The organism is Phenylobacterium sp. (assembly GCF_036264965.1).
Taxonomy (GTDB): domain Bacteria; phylum Pseudomonadota; class Alphaproteobacteria; order Caulobacterales; family Caulobacteraceae; genus Phenylobacterium.
The window spans coordinates 1-22120 of the sequence record NZ_DATAPY010000139.1 but is presented as its reverse complement, the minus strand read 5'-3'; the positions used below and the strand labels follow the sequence as shown (position 1 = coordinate 22120).

Annotated in this window: 21 protein-coding genes; 12 read left to right on the top strand and 9 right to left on the bottom strand. The window is 68.5% G+C overall.

Translation table 11 applies throughout. The features are described 5' to 3' along the window. Positions 1–20 precede the first annotated feature (20 nt). From VHS75_RS18505 to VHS75_RS18475, 7 genes are all read right to left on the bottom strand, one after another. Positions 21–338, bottom strand: a complete 318-nt coding sequence (locus VHS75_RS18505) for a BrnA antitoxin family protein (protein ID WP_329640089.1) — start codon at positions 336–338, stop codon at positions 21–23. Beyond that, positions 319–639, bottom strand: coding sequence for a BrnT family toxin (locus VHS75_RS18500; protein WP_329640088.1), 321 nt, complete (start codon positions 637–639; stop codon positions 319–321). Before VHS75_RS18500 ends, VHS75_RS18505 begins: the two co-directional genes overlap by 20 nt. A gap of 181 nt (positions 640–820) precedes the next feature. Continuing rightward, the gene (locus VHS75_RS18495; RefSeq protein WP_329640087.1) at positions 821–2422 is read right to left on the bottom strand and encodes an AMP-binding protein; all 1602 of its coding nucleotides are present in this window, start codon (positions 2420–2422) and stop codon (positions 821–823) included. Positions 2423–2596: 174 nt separating this feature from the next. After that, complete coding sequence (locus VHS75_RS18490; RefSeq protein ID WP_329640086.1) at positions 2597–3169, bottom strand: hypothetical protein; 573 nt, start codon at positions 3167–3169, stop codon at positions 2597–2599. Positions 3170–3244: 75 nt separating this feature from the next. After that, positions 3245–3655: a DUF2177 family protein gene (locus tag VHS75_RS18485; protein ID WP_329640085.1), complete on the bottom strand. Its 411-nt coding sequence runs from the start codon at positions 3653–3655 to the stop codon at positions 3245–3247. Positions 3656–3785: 130 nt separating this feature from the next. Then, entirely contained in the window at positions 3786–4808 is a 1023-nt protein-coding gene (locus tag VHS75_RS18480) for a cyclopropane-fatty-acyl-phospholipid synthase family protein (protein ID WP_329640084.1), read from the bottom strand. 11 nt (positions 4809–4819) lie between these two features. After that, a complete protein-coding gene (locus VHS75_RS18475) occupies positions 4820–5614 on the bottom strand; it encodes a DUF1295 domain-containing protein (RefSeq protein WP_329640083.1) in 795 nt (264 codons plus the stop codon). Positions 5615–5748: 134 nt separating this feature from the next. On the opposite strand from VHS75_RS18475, the gene VHS75_RS18470 reads away from it, so the two are divergent. From VHS75_RS18470 to VHS75_RS18450, 5 genes are all read left to right on the top strand, one after another. Further along, positions 5749–7101: an NAD(P)/FAD-dependent oxidoreductase gene (locus VHS75_RS18470; RefSeq protein WP_329640082.1), complete on the top strand. Its 1353-nt coding sequence runs from the start codon at positions 5749–5751 to the stop codon at positions 7099–7101. Further along, entirely contained in the window at positions 7098–7871 is a 774-nt protein-coding gene (locus VHS75_RS18465) for a DUF1365 domain-containing protein (protein ID WP_329640081.1), read from the top strand. Before VHS75_RS18470 ends, VHS75_RS18465 begins: the two co-directional genes overlap by 4 nt. Positions 7872–7955: 84 nt before the next feature. Then, complete coding sequence (locus VHS75_RS18460; protein WP_329640080.1) at positions 7956–8561, top strand: TetR/AcrR family transcriptional regulator; 606 nt, start codon at positions 7956–7958, stop codon at positions 8559–8561. A 33-nt stretch (positions 8562–8594) separates the two neighbouring features. Then, positions 8595–8990: a DUF1761 domain-containing protein gene (locus VHS75_RS18455; protein WP_329640079.1), complete on the top strand. Its 396-nt coding sequence runs from the start codon at positions 8595–8597 to the stop codon at positions 8988–8990. A gap of 11 nt (positions 8991–9001) precedes the next feature. Beyond that, a complete protein-coding gene (locus VHS75_RS18450) occupies positions 9002–9562 on the top strand; it encodes an SRPBCC domain-containing protein (RefSeq protein WP_329640078.1) in 561 nt (186 codons plus the stop codon). Positions 9563–9565: 3 nt separating this feature from the next. On the opposite strand, the gene VHS75_RS18445 is transcribed toward VHS75_RS18450, so the two are convergent. Next, positions 9566–10330: a class I SAM-dependent methyltransferase gene (locus tag VHS75_RS18445; protein ID WP_329640077.1), complete on the bottom strand. Its 765-nt coding sequence runs from the start codon at positions 10328–10330 to the stop codon at positions 9566–9568. A 142-nt stretch (positions 10331–10472) separates the two neighbouring features. On the opposite strand from VHS75_RS18445, the gene VHS75_RS18440 reads away from it, so the two are divergent. The 7 genes from VHS75_RS18440 (at position 10473) to VHS75_RS18410 (ending at position 20427) form a co-directional block, all read left to right on the top strand. Further along, positions 10473–11150 carry a LemA family protein gene (locus tag VHS75_RS18440; RefSeq protein ID WP_329640138.1) on the top strand — a complete coding sequence of 226 codons (678 nt, stop codon included), beginning with the start codon at positions 10473–10475 and terminating at the stop codon, positions 11148–11150. Then, on the top strand, positions 11147–11956 hold the full coding sequence (locus VHS75_RS18435; protein ID WP_329640076.1) for a TPM domain-containing protein: 810 nt from the start codon (positions 11147–11149) through the stop codon (positions 11954–11956). The genes VHS75_RS18440 and VHS75_RS18435 overlap by 4 nt, the downstream gene beginning before the upstream one ends. After that, positions 11956–12657: a TPM domain-containing protein gene (locus VHS75_RS18430; RefSeq protein ID WP_329640075.1), complete on the top strand. Its 702-nt coding sequence runs from the start codon at positions 11956–11958 to the stop codon at positions 12655–12657. The genes VHS75_RS18435 and VHS75_RS18430 overlap by 1 nt, the downstream gene beginning before the upstream one ends. Positions 12658–12820: 163 nt before the next feature. After that, positions 12821–14155 carry a sensor histidine kinase gene (locus tag VHS75_RS18425; RefSeq protein WP_329640074.1) on the top strand — a complete coding sequence of 445 codons (1335 nt, stop codon included), beginning with the start codon at positions 12821–12823 and terminating at the stop codon, positions 14153–14155. 81 nt (positions 14156–14236) lie between these two features. After that, positions 14237–14701, top strand: coding sequence for a (2Fe-2S)-binding protein (locus VHS75_RS18420; protein WP_329640073.1), 465 nt, complete (start codon positions 14237–14239; stop codon positions 14699–14701). A gap of 4 nt (positions 14702–14705) precedes the next feature. Continuing rightward, the gene (locus VHS75_RS18415; protein WP_329640072.1) at positions 14706–16892 is read left to right on the top strand and encodes a xanthine dehydrogenase family protein molybdopterin-binding subunit; all 2187 of its coding nucleotides are present in this window, start codon (positions 14706–14708) and stop codon (positions 16890–16892) included. 187 nt (positions 16893–17079) lie between these two features. Next, positions 17080–20427 (top strand): carboxyl transferase domain-containing protein, encoded by a 3348-nt coding sequence (locus VHS75_RS18410; protein WP_329640071.1) that lies wholly within the window; start codon positions 17080–17082, stop codon positions 20425–20427. A gap of 32 nt (positions 20428–20459) precedes the next feature. Here VHS75_RS18410 and VHS75_RS18405 read toward each other — a convergent pair whose 3' ends face one another. Next, entirely contained in the window at positions 20460–21818 is a 1359-nt protein-coding gene (locus VHS75_RS18405) for a vWA domain-containing protein (protein WP_329640070.1), read from the bottom strand. Positions 21819–22120: the final 302 nt, after the last annotated feature.

The window sequence follows — 22120 nt, the reverse complement described above, 5'->3', positions numbered from 1 at the left end:
GCGCGCTCGCGGTTGGTTCGCTATGCCCGGCGTGCCTGCTTTAGCGAAGCCAGCATTTCCCGCCGCAGAATGGCGTTCAGGCGGCCCTGGTATCCCTTCCCCTGCGATTTGAGCCAATCCAGCACGTCGGCGTCCACGCGAGCCGTGATCTGCTGCTTTACGGGCCGGTAGAAGCGGCCCCGGACGCCAGCGCTCCACGCCTCGTCTGACAACTCGGGGATGTCGCGGGTGTCGATAGTCTCGTCATGCAACGCCGCCAGCGTGGCCAGGTGCTCGCGCTGCGCATCGGTCAGCGCCGGCGGCGTTTCCGCGTTGTGGTTATCCAGCTTCGTTTTCATAGCGTCGCCTCTCTCGCGGCGTGGCCCGTCGCGCTGAAATGATGCGGATGACGTCCACCGCTCCGCCTTCGGCGTCTTCCTCGGTGACCGTGTGCGCCACCACGAGGATCACGAAGCCCTCGACCGCCCCAACGGTTTGCCACCGCTGCTCGCCGCCCTCGATGCGATCCTGAACCGAGAGATGCAGCGGATCCTGAAATACCTGCCGGGCTTCCTCGAAGCTCACACCGTCATGCTTGCGCTGATTTGAAAGGTTTTTAGCCTCGTCCCATTCAAATCGGACGCTGGTTACAGATTCCATATAATTATGATTTTGTAGTTACACAAGCTGGAGGTCGTCGCATCCCGCATTGGTTCCCGGTGCGTGTGGATGTGGAAAGCCCTGGATGCGGAGTCAGCGCTTGAACCTCGCTTCCCCACCCGTCTCCCGCGGATCAAGTCCGGGGTCGCCACCCTCCCCGGAACGGGGAGGGATGATCTCGTCAGATCTGCCGCGCCCTGCCTTCCCAGTAGGGGGCGCGGACCTTGTTGCGCTGGATCTTGCCGGCTTCGGAGCGGGGAAGCTCGGTGACGAAGTCGATGCTGCGCGGGACCTTGAAGGCCGGCAGGTTCATGCGCGCGAAGGCCAGGATCTCCTGGGCCAGCTCGTCGGAGGGCGCATAGCCGTCCTTCAGCAGGATCACCGCCTTGACCTGCTCGCCCCACTCGTCGTGCGGAACGCCGACGGTGGAGCTGTCGGCCACCGCGGGGTGCTTGATCAGCTCATTGTCGATCTCCTGGGGATAGATGTTCACCCCGCCGGAGATGATCGTCTCGGCGTTGCGGCCGGTGAGGAACAGATAGCCGTCCTCGTCGAAGTAGCCGACGTCGCCCATGGTGAAGTAGTCGTCGACCCGGTTGGCGTTGGTCTTGGCCTCGTCCTTGTAATAGGTGAAGCCGCCGCCCGGGGGCAGCTGATGGTAGATGGTCCCGGGCACGCCGGTCGGGCATTCATTGCCCTGCTCGTCGAGGATCTTGGAGCCGAGCAGCGCCGGGCGCTTGCCGACGCTGCCGGGCTTCTTCAGCCACTCCTCCGACGAGATCACGAAGCCCGCGCCGCCCTCGGAGCCGGCATAGTACTCGTTGAGCACGGGTCCGAACCACTCGATCATCGCCGCCTTCACTTCCGGCGGGCAGGGCGCAGCGCCGTGGACGATGTACTTCACGTGGCTGATGTCGTGCTCGTCCTTGACCTCCTGCGGCACCGACAGCAGGCGCTGGAACATGATCGGCACCAGGTGCATGTGGGTCACCCGCTTGCCGGTGATGGTGGCCAGCACCTGCACCGAATCCCACTTGTCGAGGAACACCAGTTCGCAGCCCGCGCCCATGGCGCCGCGCACGTCGAAGGCCAGTGGCGCGGCGTGATAGGCGGGACCGGCGCAGAGCTGCACCGAGCTCGTGTGGTCGTAGCCGCGCATGGTGTAGAGCGCCTGCACCGGGACGATCGGCTGGGCGCGGAAGACGCCCTTCGGCCGGCCCGTGGTGCCGGAGGTGTACATCATGGCGTTGCCGAGCAGGGGATCGGCGATATCGCCTCCGTCGAGACCGGCGAGCGGCTGGTCGTAGGGTTCGAAGCCCGGGATCGGTCCGCCGATGGCGATCTTGGCCCTGACGCCGGGGCACTGGGCGACGGCGGCCTCGGACGCGGCCACCCGCTGCTCGCAGAACACCGCCTTCGCCTCGCAATCCTTGATGATGTAGGCGATCTCGTCGGCGTTGAGGTGCCAGTTCACCGGGGTGATCCGCCAGCCGGCCCTTTGCGTCGCGGCCAGGACCTCGACGAACTCTGCGCGGTTGGAGCAGACCAGCGCCACAGCGTCGCCGGCCGCGAGACCCTTGGCGCGCAGCAGGCGCACGATGCGGTTGGCCTGGGCGTTGACCTTGCCCCAGGTGTGGGTCTTGCCGTCGGGATCGTGGATGAAAACCGCATTCGGCTTCAGATCGGCCCAGACGGCGATCGTCATCCCCTGGGCGGCCGCCTCGTTCAAACGGTCGTCGAGGCTCGCCCCGACCAGGCCTTGGCGGTCCTTCACGTCTTCCATCAAATCCTCCCGGCGCCTTCACATGAAGCGGCGCGCTGAATGCTTTTGGAGGCCTTACGGAGGACGGGACGAAATAATCCGCGTCCCTTGTCGACCCGGGGACCTCGACGCCACCAAATCACGGGAGGAAGCAGGCGACAATTGGGCTTCGCCGCCCACGGGCGTCGCGAGGCCCTAGCGGGTCAGCTCGCAGATCCAGTTGACCTCCCAGGTCTTGCCGGCGTCGGCGGAAAAGGCCTGCTCCATGTGAGCCTCGGTCTGGCCGGCGTGGGACCACTCGTAGCGGATCAGGACCGAGCGGCCTTTCCAGTCCCCGTAGGCGTAGAAGCGTCCCACGCCGCCCTCGAACGCGCCGATCTGCGGTGGCAGGTCCAAGGTGCCCGCGTCCATATCGACGCCGTAGATGCTCCACTGCTGGGACGTCGGATTGTAGATCCGAAGCGTCTGGGCCTTGATGTGCAGATGGTCCTTGGCATCGTCGACCTCGAAGTCCTCGAGGTTGGCGTTTGTGCCGAACATCTTGTGGTGGTTCGAGCGGCCGTCGTACTCGACCCACGCGGTGGAGCCGGCCAGCCGCTCTGGGAGGCGCTGCACGTGGGCCTTCCAGTCGCCGATCAGGAAGTCGAAGTCGTGGGCGCCGTCGCGCACCGCGGGCGGCGGGACCCGGGCCGGCTGGGCGGTCGCCGGGATCGGCGCGAGGAGGGCCGCGGCGAGTAGCCTGGCGGCGGGGCGGTTGCTTCGGAACATGTCGAGCCTCGTTTCAGAACGAGGCGGATCCCTAGAGCTGGCCTGCTGACACCTTCCTGTCAGCTGCCGATCCGGCTAGCTGAAGGTCTTGGAGGCCCAGCGCCAGGCGAAATAGCCGGCGCTGGCGCCGACGCACGTCAGCAACGTGCCCCAGCAGATGTCGATCAGGGTGATGCGGGTGGCCCAGACCTTCAGCGTCGCCTGGTTGGTCAGGTCGTAGGTGGCGTAGGCGAAGGCGCCCAGCAGGGCGCCGGTCAGCGCGATCTTGCCAAGGCCGGCGTCCTTGTTCGGCAGGATCGCCAGGACCACTACGCCCAGGACGTACACCAGGTAGAAGACGATGGCCGCGGGCAGAGCGGGCTTGTCGGCCAAGGCGTAGTCGAGCGTCGGGCGATAGACGCGCTGGCCGGCCACCGTCAGGTAGACCGCGTCGAGGGCGGCGATGGCGACGCCGGTTCCCAGATAGGTGACCAGGTATTTGAGCATTTCATCCCCCAAGCTCGTCATGGCCGGTCTTGTACCGGCCATCCATACGCGCCAGCGTTCGTGATTGGCCTGGGCCGACCGCGTCTATGGATCCCCGGGACAAGCCCGGGGATGACGCCCGAAATTGAAACTAGCTTGGCCTTAGCCGGTAATGGCTGACGCCCCATTCCCCGCCGCCACGGTGACCGAAGAGGCCGGCGGTGGCCAGGAAGAACAGCCGCCAGCGGCGATGCCAGAGCCCGGCCTTGTCGCCATAGACCGCCGTCAGCACCGGGCGGATGGTCGCGATGTTGCGGTCGTAGTTGGCGAGCCAGTCGAGCGCCGTCTTCTCATAGTGGGCCCCGCTCCAGCGCCAGTCCTGTTCCACCGCGAAGAGGTCGGGGAACTGGCGCATCAGGTTGTGGCTGGGCATGACGCCGCCGGCGAAGAAGTGCTGGGCGATCCAGTCGGCCTCGTCCTCGACATCGAACCGATAGGGGCCGGTGCGATGGGTGAAGATGTGGATGAACAGTCGCCCGTCCGGCTTCAGCCAGGTCTTCACCCGGCCCAGCAGGGCGCGCCAGTTGGCCATGTGCTCGAACATCTCGATGCTTACGACGCGGTCGTACCTGTCGGGCGCCTGGAAGTCGTTCATGTCGCAGGTGATGACCTCCAGGTTGCCGAGTCCGCGCTCCTGGGCCCGCGCCAGGATGAAGGCGCGCTGGCTTGCGGAATTGGAGACCGACGTGATGCGCGCGTTCGGATAGGCCTCAGCCATCCACAGCGACAGCGAGCCCCAGCCGCAGCCGAGCTCGAGGATGGTCTGGCCGTCGCACAGGTCGGCGTGGGCGCAGGTCTCGGTCAGCGCGCGGTCCTCGGCCTGGGCCAGGGTGTCGCCGGGCTCGTAGAGGCAGGACGAGTACTTCAGCCGCGGGCCCAGACAGCTGAGGAAGAAGGCCGCGGGGACCTCGTAGTGCTGCTCGTTGGCCGCGTCGGTGTGCTCGGCGATCGGGCGCTCGGCCATCTGGCGGGCGAAGGCGGCGTCGGCGTCGGGGCCCGCCGCGGCCGCCTGCTTGCGGGCGCCGGACACCAGGAACTCGATGGCGGCCCTGCGCATCGCGTCGGGAAGCGGGGCGCCCTCGAACGCTTGGAGGGCGGTGGCGACGAAACTCATACTGGGGTCCCCTAGGCGGATTTCGGCGGGAGCGGGAAGAAGGCGCTGACGCGGGCCTGGTAGGCGCGGTAGGCGTCGCCCTTGGACTGCAGCTGGGCGGCTTCCAAGGGCGGGATGCCGCTGACGCGGGTGAGCAGCAGGAACATCACGATGGGCGCCGTGAAGCTGAGCCAGGCAACCGGCCGGGTGGGATCGAAGCCGATCACCGGATAGGCCAGCCAGCCCAGCCATTCGAAGAAGTAGTTGGGGTGCCGCGACCAGCCCCAAAGGCCGACCTCGGCGACCTTGCCGTGGTTCGCTGGATCGGCCTTGAAGAGCTTCATCTGGGCGTCGGCCAGTCCCTCGCCGCCGATGGCGAGCAAGAGGATCGCGACGCCCAGCACATCGCGGAAGGCGAGCGCCGCGCCGGGCGTGCGCGCCGCGATCAGCACCGACAGGCCGAGTAGCGCCGCAGCCGGCGCCTGCGGCAGGGTCACGAACAGCATATTGCGCGCATAGGCCGCGCCCCAGTCCTTGCGGAACTGGGCGTAGCGCGGGTCTTCGTGGCGGGCCACCCGCGGCGCCAGATAGCCGCCGAGGCGAAGCGCCCAGAATGCGACCAGCGCGGCCACCAGCCACTGGCGTTGTTGTGGCGCGGCGCCGGGCTCCAGCGGGAACAGAGAGGCGCCCGCGAGCGCTACGCCTGTGCCGAAGGTCCAGAAGACGTCGGTCCAGCCGCCGTTCTTCCGCGCTAGGCCATACCCCCAGGCGCAGAGCATCACGACGGTCATGGAGACAAGCACGGCGAGGCTCAAAATCCAGATCATGTCGGAGCCACTTTCCACGTCAGCCATACGCGGTCATACCTTGGATCGGATGCATCCGCTGGGGGAAGCCTCCCGTAGCTCAAAGAGGCCTCATCGCGCCGGCGATAAGGTCCTGTTTGCTCAAGGGGTCACGTGTGTTCGACTCGGATGAACGTCGTCTACGGGTCGCGGTCGTAGGGGGCGGGATCGGCGGCCTTTCGGCGGCCTGGCTGCTTTCGAGTCGCCACGAGGTGGTGCTGTTCGAGGCTGACGGGCGGCTCGGCGGCCACGCCAACACCGTCGAGGCGCCTGGCCAGGACGGCGCCGCGGCGACCCCGGTGGACACCGGCTTCATCGTCTACAATGAGCCGAACTATCCCAATTTCACCGCCCTGCTCGACCACCTGGGCGTGGCTTCGATTCCGGCCGACATGGCGCTCAGCGTCAGCCTGGACGACGGCGATTTCGAATACTCCAGCTTCGGCATGAGCGGCGTGTTCGCCCAGAAGCGGAACATCTTCTCGGCGCGCTTCTGGTCGATGCTGCGCGACGTGACGCGCTTCTACCGCCACGGGCCCAGGGACCTGGCCGCGCTGGAGGCGCCGCTGACATCGCTGGACGACTACCTGGCGCAGAAGGGCTACTGCCAGGCGTTCCGCGACGACCACCTGCTGCCCCAGGCCGCGGCCATCTGGTCGACGCCGCTGGCGGCGATCGGCGCCTATCCGGCCGCCGCCCTGATCCGCTTCTTCCAGAACCACGGCATGATGAGCGTGTTCGGTCGGGGCCTTTGGCGCACGGTGCAGGGCGGCAGCCGATCCTACGTCCGCAAGCTGACCGAGGCCTTCCGAGGCGACGTGCGCGCCGGGGTGCGGGTGACCGGCGTGCGGCGCGTGGCGGGCGGCGTGGAGGTGCGCGACGTCACCGGCCATGTGGAGCGCTTCGACGAGGTGGTGATCGCCACCCACGGCGATGCGGCGCTGGCCCTGCTGGACGACCCGACGCCGGAGGAGCGCCGCATCCTGGGGGCCTTCAGATACAGCCGCAACCTGACGGTGCTGCACACCGACCCCAGCCTGATGCCCCGGCGCAAGGCCGCCTGGACCAGCTGGAACCACATCGGCCGCCGGGACAATCCGGAGGACGGCTGCGTCACCTACTGGATGAACCGCCTGCAGAGCCTGAAGAGTGACCAGGACCTGTTCGTTACGCTCAAGCCCACACGGCCGATCGCGCCCGAAGCCGTGATCAAGACCGAGGTCTACGACCACCCGCTGTTCGACGCCGGCGCCATCGCCGCCCAGCGCGAGCTCTGGAGCCTGCAGGGCGCCCGGAACACCTGGTTCTGCGGCTCCTACTTCGGCCACGGCTTCCATGAGGATGCGCTGCAGGCGGGCCTGGCGGCGGCCGAGCAACTGGGCGGCGTGCGCCGGCCCTGGACCGTGGCGGGCGAGTCCTCGCGCATCCACGTCGCCGCGCCGCGGGAGCCTGTGGAGGCCGCCGCGTGACCCTCGCCTCGGGGCTTTATTGCGGCCTCGTCAGCCACGCGCGGGTGAAGCCGCGAAAGCACAAACTGGCCTACAAGGTCTTCATGCTGCTCATCGACCTGGATGAGCTTCCCAGCCTCAAGCTCAAGACCTTGGGCGTCGAGCGCTTCAACCTGTTCGGCTTCGACCCCAAACGGTTCGGCGACGGTTCCGGCCGGCCATTGAAGGCGCAGATCGAATCCACGCTGACCGAGGCCGGCATTCCCACGGGTGGGCCGGTCCGCATGCTGGCCATGCCGCAGATCCTGGGCCGGGCGTTCAATCCGCTGACGGTCTATTTCTGCCACACGCCCAAGGGGGCGCTGTCGGCCATCCTCTATGAGGTCAACAACACCTTCGGCGAGCGGCACAGCTACCTGATCCCGGCGCCCGATGCGGCCCTGGTGAAGCAGGGCTGCGCCAAGGGCTTCTACGTCTCGCCGTTCATGGACATGGACCTGACCTACGCCTTCCGCATCCTGCGCCCGGAGGCGCGGGTGCTGGTGGCGGTGGATACCTCCGACGGCGAGGGTCTGGTCCTGGCGGCGAGCTTCTCCGGCGAGCGGCGTGAGCTCACCGACCGTGAACTGCTCCGCGCCTGGCTGACCCATCCCTGGATGACCCTCGGCGTCGTGGCGGCGATCCACATCGAGGCCCTGCAGATCTGGCTGAAGGGCGAGAAGGTCCGCGTGCGGCCGCCGCTCCCGGAACGGGCCGTCACGGTGTCCCCGGCGGCGAAGCTGGCGGCTTAGCTTTCCCTCCCAATGAGGGGGAGGGAAGGACTTGACTGATCATTCAAGTTGCGACTTGATGGATCGATCAATCAAGGCCGCGCCATGCCCATCGATACCCGCCTGCGCATCCTGATCGCCGCCATGGAGCTGTTTTCGGAGAAGGGCTACGGCTCGACGTCGATCTCCGACATCCTGAGCCGCAGCCAGGCCAATTCGGGCAGCCTCTACCACTTCTTCCCAGGCAAGCAGGACCTGTTGGTCGGCGTGCTGGAGCTCTACCGCGACGGCATCTACCGGATGCTGCTGGAGCCGGCGTGGCAGGGCGTCGAGGACCCCATCGAGCGGATCTTCGCGCTCATGGCGCGCTACCGGCTTGCGCTGGCGGAGAGCGAATGCCTCTACGGCTGTCCGATCGGCAGCCTGGCGCTGGAGCTGCATGAGCCGGACCCGCCGGTGCGCGAGCTTTTGGCGCAGAACTTCACCGGCTGGACCACGGCGATCGGCAAATGCCTGTCCGCGGGCGCGGCGCGGCTGCCGCGCGGAACCGACGTGGCGGCGCTGGCCGAGTTCGTCCTGACCACCATGGAGGGCGGCGTCATGCAGGCGCGCACCCACCGCGACATCGCCTATTTCGACCGCAACATCGATCAACTGCGCCGCCACATGGCGTTGCTGGAACAAAGCGCCCGGCAGGGGGCCGCGGCGTGAGCTGAGCAAGGATCAACCAAGGGGGAGTTTTCGATGCCACATGTGAACTGGCTGGCCGTCCTGGCCGCGGCCCTGGCGAGCTTCGTGCTGGGCGGGGTCTGGTATTCGGCGCTGTTTTCCAAGGCCTGGCAGGCGGCGGCGGGCTTGAGTGACGCCGACGTGGCGGGCGGGAACAAGGCGCTGATGTTCGGCGGCGCATTCGTCCTGTCGCTGGCGCAGTCGGCGGTGTTCGCGATGTTCTTAGGACCCAATCCGGCGCCGATGCTCGGCGTCGGCGCAGGCTTCGCCGCCGGGCTCTGCTGGGTGGCCGCAGGCCTGGGGATCACTTACATTTTCGAACGGCGCAGCCCGAAGCTGTTCCTGATCAACGGCGGCTACGCGACCCTGCAATTCACCGCCATCGGCGCGATCCTGGGGTTCTGGCACTGATGCGCGGGCGGGTGCTCGGAAGCCTGGCCGTCCTGGCGTTCGCGGGCGTGGCGCAGGCCGAGGGCTCGAAGGCCGATCTGGCGGCGGTGCGTGACACCTCCAGCATCGACCAGACTGGCGCGAGGCTCTTACAGGACACGGTGCGGATCCATGCGCCGTCGGCGGTGGTGTGGACGGCGCTCACCGACCAGGCGGCTTATCGAGGCTGGGCCGCGCCGGTCAGTTTCATCGATTTCCGGATCGGCGGCGCGGTCGAGGTGGCGTTCGACCCCAAGGGGAAACAGGGCGATCCGACGAACCTGAAGCAGCAGATCACTGCCTATGTGCCGGGCCGGCTGATCGCCTTCCGCAACCGGCCGTCGACGGTCGGGCCGCCGGGGTTTGCAGTCTATCCGCAGCTGGCCATCGTCATCGAGCTGAAGCCCTTGGCTGGCGGCGACACCGAGGTCGCGCTCTCGCAAGTGGGCTACGGCCAGGGCAAGGACTTCGACGCCCTCTACGGCTTCTTCAAGAGCCACAATCCGGAATACCTGGCGGACCTGAAGGCCTTCTGCGAGCGGCCGGCGAAGTAGGGTCTAGGCCTTCAGGAAGACGTGGACCTCGCCGACGTCGCCCAGGGGGATCGGCTCGCGGTCGGGGGTCAGGCCGGCCGGCGCGGCCAGGGGAACCGGATCGGTGATGTAGAAGGTCTGGCGCTCCAGGGACTGGCGGAGCGCCTGGCCGCGGGCGTCGAGCTCGACATATTCGATCACCTGATCCATCCGGCCCACATCCTCGCGGAAGCCGCGCTCGCGCACGAACAGCAGGATCCGCCCGCCGGTGGCGGTCGGCTGGTCCAGCACCGGCTGGCTGGACTCGGCCGGCCCCGGCAGGCGCATGATGTCGATCAGCGGCAGGTGGAAGGCCGCCAGCCCGCCGGACTTCAGGTGCCGTGAGGCCGTGGCGAAAGTGTTCTTCCACGCCATGCCGCGCGGCACGTGGGCCAGGGTGAAATAGGCGCAGATCACCAGGTCGAAGGTCTTCTTGAGGTCGAGCACGGTCATGTCGCCGCGCTTCAGCTCCACGCGGGCGGCGATCGCGGACGGCAGCTCCGCGTGCTTGGCGGCGGCCTGGGCCAGCATGGCGGGCGCGATATCGACGCCGACGACGGAAAAGCCCCGCTCGGCGAGCGCGAAGGTCAGGCGGCCGGTGCCGGCGCCCAGCTCCAGGATCCTGCCGCCGGCGGGCGCCAGCCGGGCATAGATATCGAGGTCGCCCTCCAGGCGCGTGTCGACCGCTGTGACCGTGTCGTAGAAGGCCGCGCTCAGGCCTTTTTCGGCGTAGTAGGGGCGCGTGGTCATCGGGGTCCCATGGACGTAACGTCGAGGTTACGCAACTGTCATGCCCGAGGTCGTTGCGCCGGATCAACGGCAGGGCCAAATATCGCCGTATGACGAGGCTCGATCACGGGCCTTAGGGGAGCTGAGACAAATCGTGGAACGTATCCAGACCCGCCCAATCGCGAAGCTTTGGGCGCGCGCGGCCCTGATCGTGCTCGCGCCGCTATTGCTCGCCGCCTGCGGCTACAACGCCATCCCGACCAAGAACATCGCCGCCCAGACGAAATGGTCTGAGGTGCAGAACCAGTACCAGCGCCGCGCCGACCTGATCCCGAACCTGGTGAATACGGTCAAGGGCTATGCGGCCCAGGAGAAATCCACCCTGGTCGAGGTGACCGAGGCCCGCGCCTCGGCGACGCAGGTCAAGGTCGACGCCTCGACGATCACCAACCCGGCGCAGTTCCAGCAGTACCAGCAGGCGCAGGACAAGCTCTCCGGCGTGCTGGGCCGGCTGATGATGATCCAGGAAAAGTACCCGGACCTGAAGTCGAACGAGAACTTCCTGGCCCTGCAGAGCCAGCTCGAGGGCACCGAGAACCGGATCGCGGTCGCCCGGCGCGACTACAACGAGGCGGTCCAGGACTACAACACCACCCTGGTGACCTTCCCGCAGGTGATCTGGGCCAAGACGCTGCACTCCGACGCCAAGCCGATGCAGCTGTTCTCGGCCAGCGCCTCGGCCCAGGGCGCGCCGACGGTCAGCTTCGACACCACGCCGCCACCGACGCCTTCGGGCGTGACCCCCGGCAGCCCGCCGCCGGCCGCTCCGGCGCCGAAATGACCGACCTCGCCCGCGCCCGCCTCCGTCGAGGAGGCGGGCTGCTGACCGCGGTCCTGGCTTTCGTCGCGATCGCGACGGTGGCCTTCGCCGCGGTCCCGAAGTTCCCGGCGCTGACCGGCCGCGTGGTGGACGACGCCCACATCCTGTCGCCGGCGACGGCGCAGAAGCTGGATGGCGAGCTGGCGGGGCTGGAGCAGCAAACCGGCCACCAGCTGGTGATCGCCACCGTGCCGGACCTGCAAGGCTTCGAGATCGAGGATTACGGCTACCAGCTCGGCCGCGCCTGGCAGCTGGGCCGGAAGGGCGTCAACGACGGGGCGATCCTGCTGGTCGCGCCCAAGGAGCACAAGGTCCGCATCGAGGTGGGCTATGGGCTGGAGCCGGTGCTGACCGATGCGCTCACCAGCCTGATCCTGCAGCGCAAGGTGCTCCCGCAGTTCAAGCAGGGCCAGATGGAGGCCGGCGTCGTCGCCGGCGCCGAGGCGGTGATCGCCCAGCTGTCCCTGCCCGACGACCAGGCCAAGGCCAATGTCGCCCAGGCTCAGGCGCAGCCGCGGCCGCAGGCTGCCGATCGCGGCGGGGCGGGCGCGCGCATTCCGGTCTTCCTGATCCTGCTGATCGTCTTCTGGGTGATCTCCGGCCTGTTGCGGGCCGGCGGGCGCGGCTTCGGCGGCGCCTGGTGGCTGCTGCCGTTCTTCCTGGGCGGCGGCGGACGCGGCGGCGGTTGGGGCGGTGGCGGCGGCGGCGGGGGTTTCTCCGGCGGCGGCGGATCGTTCGGCGGCGGCGGATCGTCGGGGAGCTGGTGATGAAGCATCTGTCTCCATCCGACCTGGCGGCCATCGAGGCGGCGGTCAAAGCCGCCGAGGCCCGCACCACCGGCGAGATCTACTGCGTCGTCACCGAGGAAAGCGGTCACTATGCCGAGACGGTGGTCGCCTGGGCGGCGGGCGTCGCCCTGCTGGGGCCGGCGGTGCTGCTGCTGGCCGGGGTGCACGTGACCGTCCCCGACCTGTTCTCAAGCTGGAGCGCCTCCGACGTGAGCGTCGCCATCGCGCAGGCGGTCCGCAGCGCGCTGGTCGGCGCGATCGTGGTCCAGGGGGCGCTGTTCGTGATCACCGCCCTGATCGTGGCCATCCATCCGATCCGCCGGGCGCTGACGCCCAAGAGCGTGAAGCGCCATCAGGTGCATCGCCGCGCCGCCGAGCACTTCGCCGCCAAGGGCCTGCACCTCACCGAGGCGCGGACCGGGGTGATGATCTTCGTCTCCCTGGGCGAGCGGATGGCCGAGCTGATCGCCGACGAGGGCATAGCCGACCACGTCGAGCCGCACGTCTGGGACAAGGCCATGACGGCCCTGACCGAGGGCCTGAAGCGCGGCGATCCGGAAGCCGCATTCGAAGGCGCGGGCCGTCAATGCGGCGACGTCCTGGCGGCGAAGTTCCCCGCACCGCCCGGTGAGAAGCCCAACGAACTGCCGGATGCGGTGGTCGTGCTGCCCCGGATCTGACCGGCTTGAGGCGATCAGCCGCACAGGGTTATCCGGTTCGTAACGATACATCTTCTGGTATTGCCGCACCCGGCACGCCGCGACAGATTGCGGCCCGGTACGGTTGGACGGGCTAAGGCCGTTGGACGCTTCGAGCGATAGAGCGCCGGAAGATGATCCCATCGTGCGGTCCGTGGCCGACGCGACGGCCTTGGGCATGGCGTTCCAGATCGAGGCCAAGGCGGACGGTGCGCGGCGCTTCACCTTTGTAGGCCAGCGCTGCCTGGCGGTGAACGGCGTGCCGGCCGAGGCCGCCATGGCCAAGGCGTCGACGCTCTACGACATGATCCTGCCCGAACATCGCGCGGCGTTCGACGCCGCCGAGGCCGCGGCGATGGCGGCGATGCAGCCCTTCGACATCGAAGTGGCGATGCGGCGCGCGGACGGAGAGGTGCGCTGGCATCGCATCGCCTCGATGCCACGGCGCCAGCCGGACGGCGCGGTGCTGTGGGACGGGTTGCAGATCGACGTCACCGACCGCCGGCGCATGGCCGCCGCCTTGAGCGAGCAGCGCCGCCGCCTTGAGGTCGCGGTCGAGGCGACCGGCCTGGGTTTCTGGGAGTGGGACGTCGCGGCCCGCACGGTCACCTGGTCGGACCGCAACAAGGCGCTCTACGGCCTGCCGCTCGACGCCGAGCTCACCGTGGAACGCTATCTGGCGCTGGTGGATCCCGAAGACGTCGACAGCGTCCGCAACGCCTTCCTCGGCGCGCGCGACAAGCCGCAGGGCGGCGACTATTCACTGGAGCACCGCATCGTCACGCCGGCGGGGGACCTGCGCTGGATCCTGGTCAACGCGCGGGTCGCCAATGATGCGCCCGGCAAGGCGCGGCTGGTGGTCGGCACCTCGCTGGACATCACCGCGCGCAAGGCCGCCGAGGAACGGCTGAAGCTGCAGATGGGCGAGCTGGCCCATCGGGCGAAGAACGGCATCGCCATCCTGATGGCCATCGTCAGCCAGACCGCGCGCGGCCAGGAGACCGTCGAGGGCTTCCTGGAGCTGATCATGGCCCGGCTGCAGGCCATGTCGAGTTCACAGGACCTGGTCACGGCCTCGGGCGGCCAGCCGATCGCGCTGAGCGACGTGGTCGCCAGGGCCCTGGAGCCCTTCGGCCGCACGCGGGTCGACGTCGACCCGGCGATCGCCGAGGTGACGCTGCGCGGCGAGATGGCGATCGGCATGGGCCTGCTGCTGCACGAGATGGCCACCAACGCGATCAAGTACGGGGCGCTGTCCAACGGCCGCGGCCGCGTCACCATCGCCCCTGAGGCCGCGCCGGAGGGCCACGCCGGCTTCGCCTGGCGCGAGAGCGGCGGTCCGGAGATTGTCGCGCCCAATGCGCCGGGCTTTGGGACACGCCTCCTGCAGATGGTCCTGCGGCCGCAGGGCGGAGCGGTGCAATTCAGCTTCCAGCCCGACGGTTTCCAGGCCCATGTGGAAATCCCAACCGTTCGGTAGATAGATTACCTAACGCTCTTTCCTTGCGGCAGGCGGCGCGGCGGCGGTAAATTCCGCGCCAGGTCCAAGGGAGAAGACGTCATGACGTTCAAGCTCAACGTCAACGGCAAGGTGATGGAGGCCGATGTCGACCCCGACACGCCGCTCCTCTGGACGTTGCGCGACGCGCTCGGCATCACCGGCCCCAAGTTCGGCTGCGGCATCGGCGCCTGCGGCGCCTGCACGGTGCACATCGACGGCAAGCCGGTGAGAAGCTGCACCCGGCCGGTCTCGTCGGTCGGCGCCGGCGCGATCACCACCATCGAGGCGATGGAGCACCATCCGATCGGCAAGAAAGTGCAGGCCGCCTGGATGGACCTGGACGTCGCTCAGTGCGGCTATTGCCAGCCCGGTCAGATCATGGCGGCCACGGCGCTGTTGGCGGAAAAGCCGAAGCCGACCGACGCCGACATCGACGCGGCGATGACCAACATCTGCCGCTGCGCCACCTACACGCGCATCCGCGCGGCGATCAAACAGGCCTCCGGCCAGAAGGTGAAGGCGTAAGGCCATGACCCTCGAACTTACCGGCGCCTCGCGGCGCGATCTGCTGAAGGCCTCCGTCGTCGGCGGCGGCTTGGTGCTGTCCTTCTCCATCGCCGCCAAGGCGGAAGCCGCGGCGGGCGCCGGCGCCCAGGCGCTGAATGCCTATGTGCGCGTGGCCCCCGACGGCATCGTCACCATCATGGGCAAGAACCCGGAGATCGGTCAGGGCATCAAGACCAGCCTGCCAATGATCATCGCCGAGGAGCTGGACGTCGCCTGGGAGAACGTCCGCATCGAACAGGCGGACTGCGATCCCAAGCTCTATGGCCGCCAGTTCGCCGGCGGCAGCCTGGCGACCCCGATGAACTGGGACGACCTGCGCAAGGTGGGCGCCGTCGCCCGCGCGATGCTGGTCAACGCCGCGGCGACCGCCTGGAACTGCCCGTCCGGCGAGTGCAAGACCGACGCCGGTCACGTGATCCACGTCTCGACGGGCCGCAAGGCGACCTACGGCGCCCTGGCCGGGCAATGCGCCGGCATCCCCACGCCCGACCCGAAGACCGTGCCGCTGAAGGACCCCAAGGCCTACAAGATCATCGGCAAGGCCAAGCCGCAGTACGACACCGCCAAGATCGTCACCGGCCAGCCGCTGTTCGGCATCGACGTCAAAGTGCCGGGGATGCTCTACGCGACTTATGAAAAGGCGCCGGTTTTCGGCGCCAAGGTTGCCAGCGCCAATCTCGACGCCGCGCGCGCCGTGAAGGGCGTGAAGAAGGCCTTCATCGTCGAGGGGGGCACGGACCTTTCCGGCCTGTTGCCCGGCGTGGCGGTGGTCGGCGACAGCTGGTGGGCGGCCCGCAAAGGCCGCAACGCGCTGGCGACGACATGGGCGGACCACCCGACGTCGAAGCAGAATAGCACTGACTTCGACAAGCGCGCCGTCGAGCTGAACGCCGGCGCGCCGATGACCAGCCTGCGCAAGGACGGCGACGTTGATGCAGCGCTTGCCGGCGCCGCGCATAAGGTGGAGGCGGCTTATGCCTACCCCTTCCTCAGCCACGCACCCTTGGAGCCGCAGAACACCACGGCCCAGTTCAAGGATGGCAAGCTGGAGATCTGGGCGCCGAGCCAGAACCCCGAGCCAGGCCGCCAGCTCTGCGCCAAGACGCTCGGCATCAAGCCGGAGGACATCACCGTCCACATGACCCGCTGCGGCGGCGGCTTCGGCCGGCGCCTCAGCAACGACTATATGGTCGAGGCGGCGTGGATTGCGCGCGAAACCGGAGCTCCGGTGAAGCTGTTGTGGACGCGTGAAGACGACATGCACCACGATTTCTATCGGCCGGCCGGCTACCACTTCTTCAAGGGCGGCGTGGACGACAAGGGCAATCTGGTCGCCTGGCAGAACCACTTCGTCACCTTCGGCGAGGGCGACAAGGTGGCCTCCAGCGCCGGCATGGGCGGGACCGAGTTCCCCAGCCGCTTCGTGCCCAACTGCAAGATCGACCAGTCGACCATCCCGCTGGGCGTGCCCACGGGGCCGATGCGGGCGCCGGGCTCCAATGCGCTGGCCTTCGTGAACCAGAGCTTCATCGACGAGCTGGCGCATGCGGCGGGCGCTGACCCGTTGGCCTTCCGCATGAAGCTCCTGGGCGACAAGCCGATGGTTGGCGAAGGCCCCTCCGGCTACAACGCCGCGCGCATGAAGGGCGTGCTAGCCGCCGTTGAGCAGATGAGCGGCTGGAAGGATCGCGCCAAGCTGCCGCAGGGCAGCGGCATGGGCGTCGCCTTCCACTACAGCCACGCCGGCTACTTCGCCGAGGTGGTGCAGGCGGCGGTCTCCAAGGACGGCGCGATCAAGGTGCAGCAGGTCTGGATCGCCGCCGACGTGGGCCGCCAGATCGTCAATCCGGCGGGCGCCATGAACCAGGTGCAGGGCGCGGCGTTGGAGGGCATCAGCCACGCCCTCTACCAGAAGATCACCATCAAGAACGGCGCGGCGAGCCCCAGCAATTTCGCCGAATACCGCCTGCTGAAGATGGCCGACGCGCCGCCGGTGGAGGTGAAGTTCGTGATCACCGATTATCCGCCGACCGGCCTGGGCGAGCCCGCCCTGCCGCCGGTGATCCCGGCGCTGTGCAACGCCATCTTCGCCGCGACGGGGAAGCGGATTCGCAGCCTGCCGATCGATGTGAAGCAGTTGAAGACCTAATCCCCGTCATCCCGGACGTCCAGCAGGCCGATCCGGGACCCAGGAGCCGTCGCACAGCTTGAACCCCTGGGTCCCGGCTCCCCCCCGGATCAAGTCCGGGGGGGAGCCGGGATGACGGTGAGAGAATGGGCGGATAAGGTTTCCCCGAGGCGGCGGCAGACCGCTCGTTCGAACGGGGACGGTCCACGTGCAGAAGCTTCTGATCGCCAATCGGGGCGAGATCGCCGTCCGGATCGCGCGCACCGCCGCGGAGATGGGGATCGCCACGGTGGCGGTCTACTCCGAGGACGACGCGGCCTCGCTGCACACCCGCAAGGCGGACGAGGCGGTGGGCCTGAAGGGCTCCGGGCCAGCGGCCTATCTCGACATCGCCCAGGTGGTCGCCGCGGCCAAGGATGCCGGGTGCGACGCCGTGCATCCCGGCTACGGGTTCCTCTCCGAGAACGCCGCCTTCGCGCGGGCTTGCGCCGAGGCGGGCCTGACCTTCGTGGGGCCGTCGCCGGCGACGCTGGAGCTGTTCGGCGACAAGGGCCGGGCGCGGGCGCGGGCGCAGGATTGCTGCGTCCCGGTGCTCCCGGGCACCGAGGGGCCGACCAGCCTGGCAGAGGCCCAGGCCTTCTTCGCCGAGCTCGGCGAAGACGGGGCCATGATGATCAAGGCCGTGGCCGGCGGCGGCGGACGCGGCATGCGTCCGGTCATGGACGTCGCGGAGCTGGAGGCGGCCTTCGAGCGCTGCGCTTCGGAGGCCAAGGCCGCGTTCGGCAACGGCGACCTCTACGTCGAGCGCTTCCTGCCGCGGGCCCGCCACGTCGAGGTGCAGATTGTCGGCGACGGCGTCGCGGTCAGTCACCTCTGGGACCGCGAGTGCAGCCTGCAGCGCCAGCGGCAGAAGGTGGTGGAGATCGCCCCGGCCGACATGCTGCCGCCGGCCCTGCGCGCGCAGCTGTTCGCGGCCGCCGTCAGCCTGGGCGAGGCGGCGGGCTATCGCGGCCTGGGGACCATGGAGTTCCTGGTCGGGCGCGAACGGTTCGTGTTCATCGAGGGTAATGCCCGGCTGCAGGTCGAGCACACGGTCACCGAAGAGGTCACCGGCCTGGATCTGGTGCGGCTGCAGCTGCAGATCGCCGACGGTGCGACGCTGGCGGACCTTCATCTGACGCAGGCGGAGGTCCCGCCGCCGCGGGGTCATGCGGTGCAGGTGCGGGTCAATCTGGAGACCATGGCGGCGGACGGTTCGGCCAAGCCAGCGGGCGGCCTCCTGACCGCCTTCGAGCCGCCGTCGGGGCCGGGGATCCGTGTCGACGGCTTCGGCTATGCCGGCTACCGCACCAGCGCGCGGTTCGACAGCCTGCTGGCCAAGCTGATCGTGCATGCGGGCGCGGGCGGCCTGGAACGCGCCGTCGCCAAGGCCTACCGGGGCCTGAGTGAGTTCCGCATCGAGGGCTCGGCCACCAACATCGCCTTCCTGCAGCACCTGCTGGCGCGGCCGGAGGTGGCCGCGGGCGACCTGCACACCCGGTTCATCGACGAGCATATCGCCGAACTGGTCGGGACGGCGGAGGTCCACCCCAGACTCTACTTCGACGCGCCGGCGAAGGCCGCGGCCGGGGCGCAGCGGGTGGGTTATCAGATCGACGCGGCGGACCCGCTGGCGGTGCTGGCGCTCGGCAAGCAGGAGGTCGCTCAGCCTACGGAAGATATAGAGCTCGAGGGTCCCGAAGGGACCAAGGCGCTGCGTGCGCCGCTGCAGGGGACGGTGATCGCCATCTCCGCGGCGGTGGGGGACGAGGTGCGCGTCGGCCAGCCGCTGATGATCATGGAATCCATGAAGATGGAGCATGTGATCACGGCGCAGGTCTCGGGGATCGTGCGCCAGGTGACGGTGGCGGCCGGCGAGACGGTGTTCGAGGATCACCCCTTAGCCTTCATCGAAGAGGCCGAGGTGGCCGGCGGTTCAGGGGCGGAGGAAGAGGCCGTAGACCTGGACTATATCCGCCCGGATCTGGCCGAGGTGCTGGCCCGCCAGGCCATGACGCGGGACGCGGCGCGGCCCGAGGCGGTGGCGCGTCGGCGCAAGACCGGCCAGCGCACGGCGCGGGAAAACGTCGAGGACCTGGTCGATCCGGGCAGCTTCGTGGAGTACGGGCCGCTGGTGGTGGCCGCGCGGCGGCGGCGCCACTCCCTGGACGAGCTGGTCAGGACCACGCCCGCCGACGGAATGATCATGGGCTGGGCCAGCGTCAACGGCGACCGCTTCGCCGAAGACCGGGCGCGCACGGCGGTGCTCTCCTACGACTACACCGTGCTGGCCGGCACCCAGGGGGCCAACAACCACTGGAAGCTCGACCGGATGAGCGAGCTGATCCATCGCTGGCGGACGCCGACGGTGTTCTTCACCGAGGGAGGCGGCGGGCGGCCCGGCGACACCGAGGGCGGCGGGTTCACGCGCGGCTTCGAGTTCTGGGGCAAGCTGTCGGGGACCGTGCCGTTGGTCGGGATCAACTCCGGCCGCTGCTTCGCCGGCAACGCGGCGATCCTCGGTTGTTGCGACGTGATCATCGCCACCAAGGATTCGGCGCTCGGCATGGGCGGTCCGGCCATGGTGGAAGGCGGCGGCTTGGGCGTTTTCCGCCCGGACGAGATCGGGCCGATCAAGGTCATGCAGGCCAATGGCACCATCGACGTGCTGGTCGAGGATGAAGCCGAGGCGGTGCAGGCCGCTAAGAAGTACCTCACCTATTTCCAGGGCCCGCTGGCCGACTGGACGTGTGCGGACCAGCGGCTGCTGCGCCGGGCGATCCCGGAGAACCGCCTGCGGGTCTACGACGTCCGCAAGGTGATTGAGCTGATCGCCGACGAGGGCAGCGTGCTGGAACTGCGGCCCAAGTTCGGCCTGGCCATGGTCACGGCCTTCATCCGCGTCGAGGGCAAGCCCATGGGCGTGTTCGCCAACAACCCGATGCATATCGGCGGCGCGATCGATAGCGACGCCTCGGACAAGGCCGCGCGGTTCCTGCAGCTCTGCGAGGCCTTCGATATCCCCGTCCTGTCGTTGTCGGACACGCCCGGCAACATGGTCGGGCCCGAGGCGGAGAAGACCGGCCTGATCCGACACTGCTCGCGGTTGTTCGTGATCGGCGCGAACCTGACCGTGCCGATCTTTTCGGTGATCCTGCGCAAGTCCTACGGCCTGGGCGCCATCGCCATGACCGGCGGCAGCTATCAGGCGGCGATGTTCTGCGTCTCCTGGCCCACCGGCGAGTTCGGCGGCATGGGCCTGGAGGGCTCTGTGAAGCTCGGCTACCGGAACGAACTGGCGGCGATCGAGGACCCGGTCGCCCGCAAGGCCAAGTTCGATGAGATGGTCGCCGCAGCCTACGCCAACGGCAAGGCTATGGCCCGCGGCTCGCACCCGGCCCTGGACGACGTCATCGACCCGGCGGACACGCGCCGCTGGATCGCGGGCGGCCTGAAGGTTTTGCCGCCAACGCCGGCGCGTACGGAGAAGAAGCTGCGGTGGGTGGACAGCTGGTGAGCGTCATCCCTCCCCATTAACGGAGGGAAGGCTTAGTGCGCCGAATACGTCCTGAGTACGTCCTCGACGATGCGTTCCAATTGGCCGAGCGTGTTGCACTGCTTGGCCACGTGGGTGAAGCGCTGGTAGCGGTACATGACGCTGTCGCCCTGGCCCCAGTAGCTCTCGGGTTCGGGGTTCAGCCAGATCACGGCGCGGGCGCGCTGCTGGATCAGGTGCATCAGGTCCAGGCGCGGGTCGGCGAAGTTGGAGCGGCCATCCCCTAAGATGATCACCGTGGTGTGGCGGTCGACGCGGTCGATGTGGTTTTCGACGAAGTCCTCCAGCGCCTTGCCGTAGTCGGTCTGCTGGAAGCCGATGGTCTGCAGCACCTTGAGGATCGCGCCCTCGACGCCATTGTCGTCGAGGATGGCGTTGACTGGGATCAGCCGGCCGGAGAAGGCGAAGGCGTCCAGGCGGTCGACCACCTCGTTCAGGGAATAGAGGAAGGTCAGCAGGAACTGGGCGGCGGCGGCCACGGACTTGGAGACGTCGCAGATCGCCACGATCGACGGCTTGTCGACCTTCTTGATCTTCCACTCGATCTCGAAGGGCACGCCGCCGTGGGCCATGGATTTGCGCAGCGTCTTGCGGACGTCCAGGTGGCCGCGATTGGCGGTGTGGCGGCGGCGCGAGTAGCGGTCGGCCAGGCGCTTGGCCATGCGCTTGACCAGGGCCTGCATCATCGCGAGGTCGACGGGGTCGATGCCGCCGTCGGCGTTCAGCGCCTTCTTGGCGAGCATCTCTTCGCGCAGCTGCTTGCCGGAGCCTGAGGCGTAAAGCTCGTGCTGACGCTCGACGAAGGCCTGGGCCTGGGCGGCCAGGCCCTTGCGCGCGGCGTCCAGCCGGTCGGCGACGCCCTGGCCGTCGGGCATGCGCCGGGCGTTGGCGATGATCTGCTCGATCTCGGCCAGGCCCATCTCGTCCAGCAGGCGTCGCGTCAGGCGGCTGCGCTGGGTCGAGAGGCGGATCTCGGCGACGCCGGCGCGGTCGGCGGCCTCCTCCATGGACTGGGCCAAGCCCGCCGCGTCACCCTTCAGCAGCATCTGCGCCAGGGGCGATTCCGCAAGACCCGGCGTCTGATGGTCGCTCTCCTGGCTCTCTCCCTCCGGCGGCGGCGGGACGCCGAGATCGAACGGCGCGCGGGTGAAGAAGGTCTCGAAGGCCTGGTCGAAGCGGACCACCTCGTCCTTGGACTTTGCCAGGGTGGCGCAGAGCGCATCCTTGAAGAGCTCGCGGTCGGCGTAGCCCACGGCCGCGACCGTGCGCGCAGCGTCGATCGCCTCGGCCGGGGTGACCTTCACGTCTGCGGCGCGGAGGGCGCGGAGGAATTCTTCGAGGGTGTGCTGCATGCTACCTCCCCCATCGTGGCAGCGATGGCGGGAGGGGGACCGCTCGCCGAGCGTAGCGAAGAGCGAGTGGTGGAGGGGGCGAGCGTCGTCCACCGAACTCGCCACCGCCGATCCAGTCCGCCGAGCTTGAGGTTTGCCCCCTCCACCATCCGCTCTTCGGCGGATGGTCCCCCTCCCGCCGCTGTGCGGGGGAGGTAGCGGCTCGGCTCGGGCGCATGTCCCTCACCGCCGCTGCAGCAGCTCGGCGATCTGGGGTTCGACGGCGACGATGTCCTGCTCGAACTTCAGGATCACGTTCAGGG